Origin of the sequence: Streptococcus sp. AS14 (assembly GCF_000286495.1) — a bacterium.
GTDB lineage: Bacteria > Bacillota > Bacilli > Lactobacillales > Streptococcaceae > Streptococcus > Streptococcus sanguinis_P.
On the sequence record NZ_ALKI01000012.1, the window covers coordinates 121,999 to 134,516 of the forward strand.

The window sequence follows — 12,518 nt, forward strand, 5'->3', positions numbered from 1 at the left end:
CAATTACGAATGAAAGTTATTTTTATTTTATTTTTAAGACGTCTTTTGTTACAATAATAGCAGAGGTGATAGAATGGAACGTTTAGATGAAATTGTTAAATTAGTATCTGAATTTGAACGAATCGATGTCAATACTTTGTCTGACCGCTTAAAAGTGTCCAAAGTAACGATTCGCAAAGACTTGGATAAGCTGGAAACCAAAGGTCTGTTGCGCAGAGAGCATGGCTATGCTGTTTTAAATAGCGGCGATGATCTGAATGTCAGGCTTTCCTTTCATTATGATACCAAGCGCCGAATTGCTCAGGAAGCAGCAAAAATTGTTCAGGATAATGAAACCATTATGATCGAATCAGGCTCGACCTGCGCCTTGCTAGCTGAGGAAATCTGCCGAACGAAGAAGAATGTCAAGATTATTACCAATTCTTATTTTATTGCGGATTATATAAAACAAACTGATTCTTGTAAAATTATCTTACTGGGCGGAGAATTTCAGAAAGATTCTCAAGTGACAGTAGGGCCTCTTCTCAAGGAAATGATCCGCTTTTTCCACGTAGAACATGCCTTTGTCGGAACAGATGGCTATGATGAAAATCTAGGCTTTACAGGCAAGGATCTGATGCGGAGTGAGGTTGTTCAGTATATGTCAGAGGCATCTGACCAGATGATTGTCTTGACGGACTCAAGTAAGTTTACCAGAAAAGGAATAGTTAAGAGATTCGGCTTCAAGCAGATTGCTCAAGTGGTGACTGACAAGGCGATTCCTAAAGAGGCTGTTGAGCGCTTGAAAGCTGCCGATATCAAGCTGACTCTGATCTAGCAGAGAAGGAGATAAGATGAAAAATGAAAGAAAAAAACTATTGGCAAAAATTGCTTATCTCTACTATATCGAAGAAAGAAGCCAGTCTGACATTGCGGCTGAGACAGGGATTTATCGTACCACTATCAGCCGAATGCTGGCAGAAGCGAAAAAAGAGGGCATTGTAAAGATTGAGATTGAAGACTTTGATACCCGCTTGTTCCATTTGGAAAACTATGTAAAAGAAAAATACGGGCTCAAGGGAATCGAAATTGTCAGTAATTTAGTAGATGAATCTCCAGCAGACTTGGAAGAGAGGTTGGCTCAAGCTGCTGCGGGTATACTACGCAGCCTGATTAAAGACAATGATAAAGTGGGATTTTCTTGGGGAAAGAGCTTGAGCCTTTTAGTAGAGCACTCCAGCAGCAAGCATTTGACAAATGTCCATTTCTTTCCTTTGGCAGGTGGACCGAGTCATATCCATGCACGCTACCATGTGAACACCCTCATCTATAGCATGGCTGGAAAATACCATGGGGACTGCCGTTTTATGAATTCCACAATTATTCAGGAGAATGAGCAACTGACAAATGGAATATTGGCTTCTAAATATTTTGAAGATCTGAAAAGCAGCTGGCAGGAGCTGGATGTGGCTGTGGTTGGTATTGGAGGGCAGGTTGACACGGGAAATCGCCAATGGCTGGACATGCTGACCTCGGAGGATTTTTTTGCTCTAGAGAGTCAGGATGCTGTTGGAGAAATCTGCTGTCGCTTCTTTAATAAAAAAGGGGAGATGGTCTACCAGCATTTGCAAAATAGAGTGATTGCCATCTCTTTGGAAAATTTGAAAAAAGTGCCGCTTAGCCTAGCCTTTGCCTATGGCAGTCAAAAGTCTGCTGCCATCTTAGCAGTGTTGCGAGCTGGCTATGTTAATCATTTGGTGACAGATGAAGCGACTATTTTGAAAATGCTAGACTTGGATGGAGATAGGAGTTTCTTCACTTCTTGATGTCAGTGGAATCTCATGTGCAAGAGATTTCCAAGACGTAATTTAGGATCCCATTTTTAATAGTGATTAGCACTTATATATGGAGGTGGGTTGTTGATTTGAAAAAGTTAATGAAACGAAAATTGACTAGTTTAGCCACAGGGGAGCTAGTCGCTGTGCTAGTATTTTGGATGAATTTTTTCCTTCTCAAAAAATGGATTCTTACTACTGGAGCTTTGATTTCTATTTCTTTCTCCTTGTTTGTTCTGAGTTTTATTCTGATACAGGGCTCTGTTTTCTGGTGGATTTTGATAAAAAGGATTTCCGATCCAGGATTTGCTGAAAGATATACAGGAAAGATTTACAGAATACTAAAGATCTTAGACCTTATTTTACTAGGTGTAGGGGCCCTGATAATTATTTTAAATTACAGTGAATTTCCCACATCCATAATCTCTTTAGCAATTTGGTTTTTTGCTGTCATCGAGTGGATGAATTATTTTAAATGGCAATTATCCTACAGTCTGAATCCTGCTGTTTTATTGAAATACATCCTCCAGAGGAAATTGCGGAAAAGTAAAATAGCAAAGGAAATTGAGAAGGCCGTATAAAAAGATAAGTTTCGGTTTCTTAAAATAGCATATATGAGGAAGTAGAAGCAAATAGCCGCTGCTTCTTTTTTGTGCCGAATCTGCTTATCGTTCTTATCTAATAGAGTGCCTTTGAATCGCAGATGAATACAGCTGTACAGAACTGTCCTTTATGGGGGGAGTTTTTATTCTGCACAAATGTGCCAAAATAATTTAAATAAGCTAATTTGTTCTATAATATATTGACGGACTGAGATAAAGATGATACATTCTAGTTACAAACAAAAATAAATCACTTTCAAACAAAAGAACAAGTTTTTGTTAATCATAAAGATAGGAGCGATTGTAACATATGGAAATGATTGTAGCAGATCAAATTATCATGGGTCTTATCTTAGACGCTGGTGATGCCAAGCAGCATATTTATCAAGCTTTATCACTAGCTAAAGATGGTAAGTTTTCAGAATGCGATGAGCAGATTGAGCTGGCAGATAAGGCGCTGTTAGAGGCCCATAACTTGCAGACCAAGTTCCTAGCTCAGGAAGCTGGAGGAACGAAAACAGAGATTACAGCACTGTTTGTTCATTCTCAAGATCATTTGATGACTAGCATTACAGAGATTAACCTCATCAAAGAAATCATCGACTTGAGAAGAGAATTACAAGGGGAAAAATAAATCATCAGGAGGATGAAAAGATGGTTAAGATTGGTTTGTTTTGCGCGGCAGGTTTTTCAACAGGAATGTTGGTCAACAATATGAAAATAGCTGCAGCTGAAAAAGGGCTGGAAGCTGAGATTGAAGCCTACTCTCAGGCTAAGTTGGCTGATTATGCAGCGGATCTGGATGTCGCTTTATTGGGCCCGCAGGTAGCTTATACTCTGGACAAATCTACAGCTATTTGCGACAGCTGCCATACTCCGATTGCAGTTATTCCGATGGCTGATTACGGTATGCTAGATGGCGAAAAAGTGTTAAACCTCGCTTTGAGTTTGTTGGATAAACATTAAAATCAAGGAGCTTCGTTATGTCTAAAGTGGATACTCAAAAAATCATTGCGCCGATTATGAAGTTTGTCAATATGCGCGGGATTATCGCCTTAAAAGATGGTATGTTGGCAATTTTGCCCCTTACAGTTGTGGGAAGCCTATTCTTGATTGTAGGGCAATTACCGTTTGAAGGTCTAAATCAAGCCATTGCTGGTGTGTTTGGGGCAGACTGGACAGAACCGTTTATGCAGGTTTATTCAGGAACCTTTGCCATTATGGGGCTGATTTCTTGTTTTTCAATCGGCTATTCCTATGCCAAGAACAGCGGCGTAGAGCCTCTGCCAGCAGGGGTGCTGTCTCTTTCTTCTTTCTTTATCCTCTTGAAATCCTCCTACATACCAGAAAAGGGTGAGGCGATTGCAGATGCGATTGCCAAGGTCTGGTTTGGCGGACAAGGAATCATTGGGGCCATTCTCATTGGTCTGGCAGTTGGCAGTATCTATACGATTTTCATTCAAAAGCATATTGTCATCAAAATGCCAGAGCAGGTTCCTCAAGCGATTGCCAAGCAGTTTGAAGCCATGATTCCAGCTTTCGTTATTTTCTTGCTGTCAATGCTTGTTTACATTATTGCCAAGATAGCGACTGGTGGCGGTACCTTTATTGAGATGATTTACGATGTTATTCAGGTGCCTTTGCAAGGTCTGACGGGCTCTCTGTATGGAGCTATCGGTATTGCTTTCTTCATTTCTTTCTTGTGGTGGTTCGGCGTCCATGGGCAGTCCGTTGTCAATGGTGTCGTAACAGCCTTGCTGTTATCAAATCTGGATGCCAATAAAGCCCTGCTTGCTGCAGATAAGCTGTCTGTCAGTCAAGGCGCTCATATTGTGACCCAACAGTTCTTAGATAGTTTTCTTATCTTATCGGGATCCGGTATCACTTTCGGAGTAGTCGTGGCCATGCTCTTTGCTGCCAAGTCTAAGCAGTATAAGGCTCTGGGGAAAGTTGCTGCTTTCCCGGCAATCTTTAATGTCAATGAGCCAGTTGTCTTTGGTTTTCCGATTGTGATGAATCCGGTCATGTTTCTGCCCTTTGTTTTGGTACCGGTTCTAGCCGCTTTGATTGTCTACATGGCGATTGCGGTCGGCTTTATGCAGCCATTCGCAGGTGTGACTTTGCCTTGGAGTACACCGGCTATCATTTCTGGCTTTATGGTCGCTGGCTGGCAAGGGGCAGTCATTCAAATTGTCATTCTAGCTATGTCTGCCTTTGTCTATTTCCCATTTGTGAAGTTTCAGGATAAGATTGCCTACAATAACGAATTGAAAAATGAAGAATAATCTGATTTTGATGGATAAAAACACAAAAGTTTCTTGGCTCAGATGGCACAAATGTGCAAAAAATCTTTAATTCAGTAATCGCCTATAAATGATTGAATTCTAAGATTTTGCATGTTACAATAGTTACGAAAGAAATAAATTAAATTTCATAAGAAAGGTCGTGACCAAATGATCCAAGTAAAAGAAGTAGAAAAAACAACAATAAAAACAGACTATTTTGGCAGCTTAACAGAGCGGATGGATAAGTATCGGGAAGATGTTTTAAATAAAAAGCCCTATATTGATGCAGAGCGTGCTGTCCTAGCTACTAAGGCCTATGATAAGCATAAGGAAAAACCAAATGTGTTGAAACGTGCTTATATGCTTAAAGAGATTTTGGAAAATATGACGCTTTATATCGAAGATGAAACGATGATTGTCGGCAATCAGGCTTCATCTAATAAAGACGCGCCTATCTTCCCAGAGTATACTTTAGAGTTTGTACTCAATGAACTAGATCTTTTTGAGAAGCGGGACGGAGACGTATTCTACATTACAGAGGAAACCAAAGAGCAGCTCCGCAGCATCGCTCCTTTCTGGGAAAATAATAACCTCCGTGCGAGAGCTGGAGCTTTACTTCCAGAGGAAGTTCAGGTTTATATGGAAACTGGCTTCTTTGGCATGGAAGGAAAGATGAACTCAGGTGATGCCCACTTGGCGGTCAACTATCAAAAACTCTTGGCCTATGGACTGAAAGGTTTTGAAGAAAAAGCTCGCGCAGCTAAGGAAGCCTTGGATTTGACCGATCCGGCTAGTATTGACAAATACCACTTCTATGATTCCATTTTCATCGTAGTAGATGCTGTGAAAGCTTATGCGGAGCGTTTTGTGGCCTTGGCCAATCAGCTTGCTGAAAAAGCAGAGCCTAAGCGCCGTCAAGAGCTCTTAGAAATCGCTAGAATCTGTTCTAAAGTGCCGTACGAGCCAGCATCAACCTTTGCTGAAGCTGTTCAGTCTGTTTGGTTTATCCAGTGTATCCTTCAGATTGAGTCCAACGGACATTCACTCTCTTATGGACGCTTTGACCAGTACATGTATCCTTATGTCAAGGCAGATTTGGAAGCTGGACGTGAGACAGAGGCTAGTATTGTGGAACGCTTAACCAATCTTTGGATTAAGACGATTACCATTAATAAAGTGCGCAGCCAGGCCCACACATTCTCATCTGCGGGCAGTCCCCTTTATCAAAATGTGACAATCGGTGGCCAAACGAGAGATAAGAGAGATGCAGTCAACCCGCTTTCCTACCTTGTCTTGAAATCTGTAGCTCAAACTCATCTTCCTCAGCCGAATCTGACTGTTCGTTATCATGCAGGCTTAGATGCTCGCTTTATGAATGAGTGTATCGAAGTCATGAAGCTTGGTTTCGGTATGCCGGCCTTCAATAATGATGAAATCATCATTCCGTCCTTTATCGCAAAAGGCGTTTTGGAAGAAGATGCTTACGACTACAGTGCTATCGGCTGTGTGGAAACTGCTGTGCCTGGTAAATGGGGCTACCGTTGTACAGGTATGAGCTACATGAACTTCCCTAAGGTGCTCCTCATCACTATGAACGATGGAATTGATCCGGCATCTGGTAAGCGCTTTGCACCAAGCTTCGGTCATTTTAAAGATATGAAGAGCTTTGCTGAGCTGCAAACGGCTTGGGACAAGACCTTGCGCCACTTGACCCGCATGAGTGTCATCGTGGAAAATTCTATCGACCTGTCTCTTGAAAGAGAAGTGCCGGATATCCTCTGCTCAGCTTTGACAGATGACTGTATCGGACGCGGTAAGCATTTGAAAGAGGGCGGAGCTGTCTATGACTATATTTCCGGTCTTCAAGTCGGTATTGCCAATCTATCAGACTCATTGGCAGCTATCAAAAAGCTGGTCTTTGAGGAAGGCAGGCTGACTCCGGCTGAACTCTGGCATGCACTTGAAACGGACTATGCAGGTGAGCGTGGTAAAGAAATTCAAGAGATGCTGATTCATGATGCACCAAAATATGGTAATGATGATGATTACGCAGATAAGCTAGTGACAGATGCTTATGATATTTATGTGGATGAAATCGCTAAATATCCAAATACCCGTTATGGCCGCGGTCCAATTGGCGGTATCCGCTACTCTGGAACGTCTTCTATTTCAGCCAATGTAGGTCAAGGTCGCGGTACCTTGGCGACACCAGATGGCCGCAATGCCGGAACACCGCTCGCTGAAGGCTGCTCTCCATCCCACAATATGGACAAGAACGGCCCAACCTCCGTATTGAAATCTGTTTCCAAATTACCGACAGACGAAATCGTAGGTGGTGTTCTGCTCAATCAAAAAGTCAATCCTCAGACCCTGTCTAAGGAAGAAGATAAAGTGAAACTTATTGCCTTGCTTCGTACATTCTTTAACCGTCTGCATGGCTATCATATCCAATACAATGTCGTTTCTCGGGAAACATTGATTGATGCTCAGAAGCATCCTGAAAAACACCGCGATTTGATTGTTCGTGTTGCAGGCTACTCTGCTTTCTTCAATGTGCTTTCCAAGGCGACGCAAGATGATATTATTGGACGTACGGAGCACACATTGTAAAAGAGGTCCAATTTATGGAATTCATGCTTGATACCTTAAATTTAGAGGAGATAAAAAAATGGTCGGAAGTCCTCCCTTTGGCGGGAGTGACTTCCAATCCGACCATCGCAAAAAAAGAAGGAAAAATAGATTTCTTTGAACGGATTCGCGCCGTTCGGGAAATCATAGGAGAAGGCCCATCTATCCATGTGCAGGTTGTTGCCAAGGATTATGAGGGAATCTTGAAAGATGCTGCTGAAATTCGAAAAAAATGCGGCGATGCTGTCTACATTAAAGTTCCGGTTACACCGGCTGGGCTGGCAGCTATCAAAACTCTTAAACCAGAAGGCTGCAAGATTACAGCGACAGCTATTTATACAACCTTTCAAGGGCTATTAGCCATTGAAGCAGGGGCTGATTACCTTGCTCCTTACTATAACCGCATGGAAAATCTCAATATTGATTCAGATGCTGTAATTAGCCAGCTGGCTCAGGCGATTGAGCGGGATCATTCCGCCAGCAAAATATTGGCAGCTTCCTTTAAGAATGTTGGCCAAATCAATCGTGCTTTTGCTGATGGGGCCCAAGCCATTACAGCAGGACCTGATGTCTTTGCAGCAGCCTTTGCCATGCCGTCTATCGCTAAGGCAATAGATGACTTTGCTGCTGACTGGTCAGCAATTCACAATCAGGAATACATTTGAAAGGCATATATAATGCTCTATCTATAAAAAAGAAAGAGGTGTTCTATGAGAATTTTTGCAAGCCCGTCTCGTTATATTCAGGGAGAAAATGCCCTGTTTGAAAATGCAAAACAGATTCTTCAGTTAGGCAGCCATCCAGTCTTGCTTTGTGATGATATGGTTTACCAGATTGTTGGGGAAAAGTTCAATGACTACCTTACTCGTTATGGTTTTCATGTGCTGCATGTCGCTTTCAATGGAGAAGCTTCTGACGCTGAAATAGATCGGGTCGTTGCTCTGGCTGAAAAAGACGGAGCAGACTTAGTTATTGGCCTAGGCGGTGGAAAAACCATTGACAGTGCGAAGGCGATTGCAGACATACTAGGACGTCCCGTAGTCATTGCGCCAACCATTGCCTCTACAGATGCCCCAACCTCAGCACTTTCTGTTATCTATACAGAAGATGGCGCCTTTGAAAAGTATATTTTCTATAGTAAAAACCCTGAACTCGTCTTGGTGGATACGAAAGTGATTGCTGGAGCGCCAAAACGGCTTCTGGCTTCTGGGATTGCAGATGGTTTAGCGACTTGGGTAGAGGCGCGTGCTGTCCAGCAAAAAAATGGCACTACCATGTTGGGACAAAGACAGAGTCTGGCTGGTGTGGCGATTGCGAAGAAGTGTGAAGAAACACTGTTTGCAGATGGCCTGCAGGCTATCGCAGCCTGTGAAGCAAAAGTCGTGACCCCAGCTCTGGAAAATATCATTGAAGCCAATACCCTTCTCAGCGGCGTCGGCTTTGAGAGCGGCGGTTTAGCGGCAGCCCATGCTATTCACAACGGCTTTACAGCTCTCACAGGCGATATTCATCACCTGACCCACGGAGAAAAAGTTGCCTATGGAACCTTGACCCAACTCTTCTTAGAAAACCGACCTAAAGAAGAATTGGAAAAATATATCCGCTTCTATCAAAAGATTGGTATGCCGACAACTCTGAAAGAAATGCATTTAGAAAATGCCAGCTATGAAGATTTGCTCAAAGTTGGTCAGCAAGCGACGATTGAGGGCGAAACCATCCATCAGATGCCATTTGAGATTTCAGCTTCTGACATTGCAGGTGCCATTCTAGCAGTCGACCAATATGTCAGGGATTTGGATAAATAAAAGCAAAATACAAAACAAGCCACCTTTCAACCGTAGGGTTGACAATGTGGCTTGTTTTTTGGTGAGATTACCAGATGTAAGGAAAAACTCGGTATCTAACCTTTTGGCAATAAGCTTCGTAATTTTTCCCAAAGTGATTGCCTAAAGCTTTTTCTTCTACTCTAAGTCGAATGCTATATCCTAACATGAGTAAAATAAGACTGATAATGATTGTAAGAGGATTTAATGAGGTAATCGATAGGCCAAGGATAGACAAGATACTGCCAGTATAGGCAGGATTTCTTACAATAGAATAAGGGCCATGGTCTACTAATTGTTGACTATCGGTTGTTTGAACGGCCAGTGTGAAGTTTTTTCCGAGATAATTGACTGCATAGACCCGCAATGCGAACCCTGCTAGAGAGATGAGGATTCCAAGATAGATAGTGATGCTGGGTAAGTGGGGGACAAAGTCGAGAAATTGTCCGTTTATCAAAAATAAGCAGCTGATAACACTGCCGATAATGATGTAGCGGCTCCCTTTATCTGCAGAGTCGTTTACATTGTTTGACTTAGTTTTATTTTTAATCCACATTTCTGTGCTAATAAAAATAACAAAGAAAATATAAGTGAAAATAGTTTGTAAATTCATGATTATTCCTCCGGTCAGAATTATACAACTTTTAATTTTAGAGGTCAATCAGAGATTAACTCTTTAGAAGTGAGTTATAGTTTTTGTCAGTGAAAACTGGATTCCGTCTTTCAAAATCCCTTGAAAATGGTATAATAGAAACAGTACAAAAAATGGAGAAAAGAATGGCTTATTATAATCACAAAGAAATCGAACCCAAGTGGCAGAAATATTGGGCAGAGCACCATACATTTAAGACAGGTACGGACAAGGCCAAGCCTAACTTTTATGCGCTGGATATGTTTCCTTACCCATCAGGAGCGGGGCTCCATGTAGGGCATCCGGAGGGTTACACGGCGACAGATATCCTCAGCCGCTACAAGCGAGCTCAGGGCTATAATGTCCTGCATCCTATGGGCTGGGATGCCTTTGGTCTGCCTGCTGAGCAATACGCCATGGATACAGGCAATGACCCGGCTGACTTTACAGCGGAAAATATTGCCAACTTTAAGCGTCAAATCAACGCTCTTGGCTTCTCCTATGACTGGGACCGGGAGATTAATACAACTGACCCTAACTACTACAAGTGGACCCAGTGGATTTTCACAAAGCTTTACGAAAAAGGCTTGGCTTATGAAGCTGAAGTGCCAGTAAACTGGGTTGAAGAGCTGGGAACGGCTATCGCCAATGAGGAAGTCCTGCCAGACGGAACATCTGAGCGCGGTGGTTATCCAGTTGTCCGAAAGCCTATGCGTCAGTGGATGTTGAAAATCACAGCCTATGCAGAACGTTTGCTCAATGACTTAGAGGAGCTGGACTGGCCAGAGTCTATCAAGGATATGCAGCGCAACTGGATCGGCAAGTCAACCGGTGCCAATGTAACCTTCAAGATTAAGGATACAGACAAGGACTTCACCGTCTTTACGACTCGTCCGGACACCCTTTTTGGTGCGACCTATGCTGTTTTGGCTCCAGAGCATGCTCTCGTTGATGCCATTACAAGTGCAGAACAAGCCCAAGCAGTTGCAGACTACAAACATGCAGCTAGCCTCAAATCCGACCTAGCTCGGACTGATTTGGCTAAGGAGAAGACCGGTGTCTGGACAGGAGCTTATGCTATCAATCCTGTCAATGGCAAGGAAATCCCAATCTGGATTGCCGACTATGTACTTGCAAGCTACGGAACAGGGGCTATCATGGCCGTTCCTGCGCACGATGAGCGCGACTGGGAGTTTGCTAAGCAGTTTGATTTAGAGATTATTCCGGTTCTAGAGGGTGGCAATGTTGCTGAAGCTGCTTATACAGAAGACGGTCCGCATATTAACTCCGGCTTCCTAGATGGCTTGGACAAGGCTGCCGCGATTGACAAGATGGTTGCTTGGCTGGAAGCAGAAGGTGTCGGAAATGAAAAAGTCACCTATCGCTTGCGCGACTGGCTCTTTAGCCGTCAACGCTACTGGGGTGAGCCGATTCCCATCATTCATTGGGAAGACGGGACTTCAACAGCAGTTCCTGAAAATGAATTGCCGCTAGTCTTGCCTGTAACCAAGGATATCCGTCCTTCTGGTACCGGTGAAAGCCCTCTGGCTAATCTGACTGACTGGCTGGAAGTGACTCGGGAAGATGGTGTCAAAGGACGCCGCGAAACCAACACCATGCCTCAATGGGCTGGTTCTAGCTGGTATTACCTGCGTTACATTGACCCACACAACAATGAGAAATTAGCAGACGAAGAGCTGCTCAAGGCTTGGCTGCCAGTTGACATTTATATCGGTGGCGCAGAGCACGCTGTGCTCCATCTCCTCTATGCTCGCTTCTGGCACAAATTCCTCTATGATATCGGAGTGGTTCCGACCAAAGAGCCTTTCCAAAAACTCTTTAACCAAGGAATGATTCTGGGGACTAGCTACCGTGACAGCCGTGGTGCTCTTGTGGCGACAGATAAAGTAGAGAAACGCAACGGTTCTTTCTTCAACATCGAAACGGGAGAAGAACTGGAGCAAGCACCAGCCAAGATGTCTAAATCTCTGAAGAATGTGGTCAACCCTGACGATGTAGTAGAGCAGTATGGTGCCGATACACTGCGTGTCTATGAAATGTTCATGGGGCCGCTGGATGCTTCCATCGCTTGGAGCGAGGAAGGTCTGGAAGGCAGCCGTAAGTTCCTGGATCGGGTCTATCGTCTCCTTAACTCTAAGGAGCTGGTCTCTGAAAATAGCGGAGCTTTGGACAAGGTCTACCATGAAACAGTCAAGTCTGTCACAGAGCAGATTGAGGAGCTCAAGTTTAACACAGCCATTGCCCAGCTCATGATCTTTGTTAACGCAGCCAACAAGGAAGAAAAACTCTATGTCGAATATGCTAAAGGTTTCATTCAATTGCTTGCGCCTTTTGCACCGCACTTGGCTGAAGAACTCTGGCAGGCAGTAGCTCAAACTGGCAAGAGCATTTCCTACGTAGCTTGGCCAACTTATGACGAAAGCAAGTTGGTTGAGGCAGAGGTCGAAATCGTAGTGCAAATCAAGGGTAAAGTCCGTGCTAAGCTAGTTGTAGCTAAGGACTTGAGCCGTGAGGAATTGCAGGAAATCGCTCTGGCAGATGAGAAAATCAAGTCAGAAATTGCCGGCAAAGAAGTTGTTAAAGTGATTAGTGTGCCGAATAAACTAGTTAATATCGTGGTGAAATAATTAGTTTGTTTATTGCATTTGCAGGAGATTTCAATCAAGTCCTCATTAGACAACAAAATGCTATTGCTATCAACTACAAAGAAGACC

The 12,518-nt window shown here is 43.3% G+C and carries 11 protein-coding genes; 10 read left to right on the forward strand and 1 reads right to left on the reverse strand.

What is annotated here, in order from left to right; translation table 11 throughout:
• The first annotated feature begins 73 nt into the window (after positions 1 to 73).
• From HMPREF1150_RS06505 to HMPREF1150_RS06465, 9 genes are all read left to right on the forward strand, one after another.
• A complete protein-coding gene (locus HMPREF1150_RS06505; protein WP_002916109.1) occupies positions 74 to 817 on the forward strand; it encodes a DeoR/GlpR family DNA-binding transcription regulator in 744 nt (247 codons plus the stop codon).
• Positions 818 to 833: 16 nt separating this feature from the next.
• Entirely contained in the window at positions 834 to 1,805 is a 972-nt protein-coding gene (locus HMPREF1150_RS06500) for a sugar-binding transcriptional regulator (RefSeq protein ID WP_009659768.1), read from the forward strand.
• Positions 1,806 to 1,903: 98 nt separating this feature from the next.
• Positions 1,904 to 2,395, forward strand: a complete 492-nt coding sequence (locus tag HMPREF1150_RS06495) for a hypothetical protein (RefSeq protein WP_009659581.1) — start codon at positions 1,904 to 1,906, stop codon at positions 2,393 to 2,395.
• Between the two features lie 331 nt (positions 2,396 to 2,726).
• Entirely contained in the window at positions 2,727 to 3,050 is a 324-nt protein-coding gene (locus tag HMPREF1150_RS06490) for a PTS lactose/cellobiose transporter subunit IIA (protein ID WP_002896659.1), read from the forward strand.
• Between the two features lie 20 nt (positions 3,051 to 3,070).
• Complete coding sequence (locus HMPREF1150_RS06485) at positions 3,071 to 3,382, forward strand: PTS sugar transporter subunit IIB (protein WP_002896658.1); 312 nt, start codon at positions 3,071 to 3,073, stop codon at positions 3,380 to 3,382.
• Between the two features lie 17 nt (positions 3,383 to 3,399).
• A complete protein-coding gene (locus tag HMPREF1150_RS06480; protein WP_002898504.1) occupies positions 3,400 to 4,701 on the forward strand; it encodes a PTS sugar transporter subunit IIC in 1,302 nt (433 codons plus the stop codon).
• A 168-nt stretch (positions 4,702 to 4,869) separates the two neighbouring features.
• Positions 4,870 to 7,311 (forward strand): glycyl radical protein, encoded by a 2,442-nt coding sequence (locus tag HMPREF1150_RS06475; protein WP_009659748.1) that lies wholly within the window; start codon positions 4,870 to 4,872, stop codon positions 7,309 to 7,311.
• A 14-nt stretch (positions 7,312 to 7,325) separates the two neighbouring features.
• Entirely contained in the window at positions 7,326 to 7,994 is a 669-nt protein-coding gene (locus HMPREF1150_RS06470) for a fructose-6-phosphate aldolase (RefSeq protein WP_009659739.1), read from the forward strand.
• Positions 7,995 to 8,039: 45 nt separating this feature from the next.
• Positions 8,040 to 9,134: a glycerol dehydrogenase gene (locus HMPREF1150_RS06465; RefSeq protein WP_009659773.1), complete on the forward strand. Its 1,095-nt coding sequence runs from the start codon at positions 8,040 to 8,042 to the stop codon at positions 9,132 to 9,134.
• Between the two features lie 67 nt (positions 9,135 to 9,201).
• On the opposite strand, the gene HMPREF1150_RS06460 is transcribed toward HMPREF1150_RS06465, so the two are convergent.
• Positions 9,202 to 9,765 (reverse strand): isoprenylcysteine carboxylmethyltransferase family protein, encoded by a 564-nt coding sequence (locus HMPREF1150_RS06460; protein WP_009659797.1) that lies wholly within the window; start codon positions 9,763 to 9,765, stop codon positions 9,202 to 9,204.
• 164 nt (positions 9,766 to 9,929) lie between these two features.
• Between HMPREF1150_RS06460 and leuS the strand changes: the two genes are divergently transcribed.
• Positions 9,930 to 12,431 carry a leucine--tRNA ligase gene (leuS, locus tag HMPREF1150_RS06455; RefSeq protein ID WP_009659576.1) on the forward strand — a complete coding sequence of 834 codons (2,502 nt, stop codon included), beginning with the start codon at positions 9,930 to 9,932 and terminating at the stop codon, positions 12,429 to 12,431.
• Positions 12,432 to 12,518 lie beyond the last annotated feature (87 nt).

Excerpts from the sequence above, each read along its gene's own strand:
- HMPREF1150_RS06465 (WP_009659773.1), top strand. The coding sequence starts at position 8,040 with ATGAGAATTTTTGCAAGCCCGTCTCGTTATATTCAGGGAGAAAATGCC.
- HMPREF1150_RS06500 (WP_009659768.1), top strand. The coding sequence starts at position 834 with ATGAAAAATGAAAGAAAAAAACTATTGGCAAAAATTGCTTATCTCTAC.
- HMPREF1150_RS06470 (WP_009659739.1), top strand. The coding sequence starts at position 7,326 with ATGGAATTCATGCTTGATACCTTAAATTTAGAGGAGATAAAAAAATGG.
- HMPREF1150_RS06490 (WP_002896659.1), top strand. The coding sequence starts at position 2,727 with ATGGAAATGATTGTAGCAGATCAAATTATCATGGGTCTTATCTTAGAC.
- HMPREF1150_RS06505 (WP_002916109.1), top strand. The coding sequence starts at position 74 with ATGGAACGTTTAGATGAAATTGTTAAATTAGTATCTGAATTTGAACGA.
- HMPREF1150_RS06460 (WP_009659797.1), bottom strand. The coding sequence starts at position 9,765 with ATGAATTTACAAACTATTTTCACTTATATTTTCTTTGTTATTTTTATT.
- HMPREF1150_RS06480 (WP_002898504.1), top strand. The coding sequence starts at position 3,400 with ATGTCTAAAGTGGATACTCAAAAAATCATTGCGCCGATTATGAAGTTT.
- leuS (WP_009659576.1), top strand. The coding sequence starts at position 9,930 with ATGGCTTATTATAATCACAAAGAAATCGAACCCAAGTGGCAGAAATAT.
- HMPREF1150_RS06485 (WP_002896658.1), top strand. The coding sequence starts at position 3,071 with ATGGTTAAGATTGGTTTGTTTTGCGCGGCAGGTTTTTCAACAGGAATG.
- HMPREF1150_RS06475 (WP_009659748.1), top strand. The coding sequence starts at position 4,870 with ATGATCCAAGTAAAAGAAGTAGAAAAAACAACAATAAAAACAGACTAT.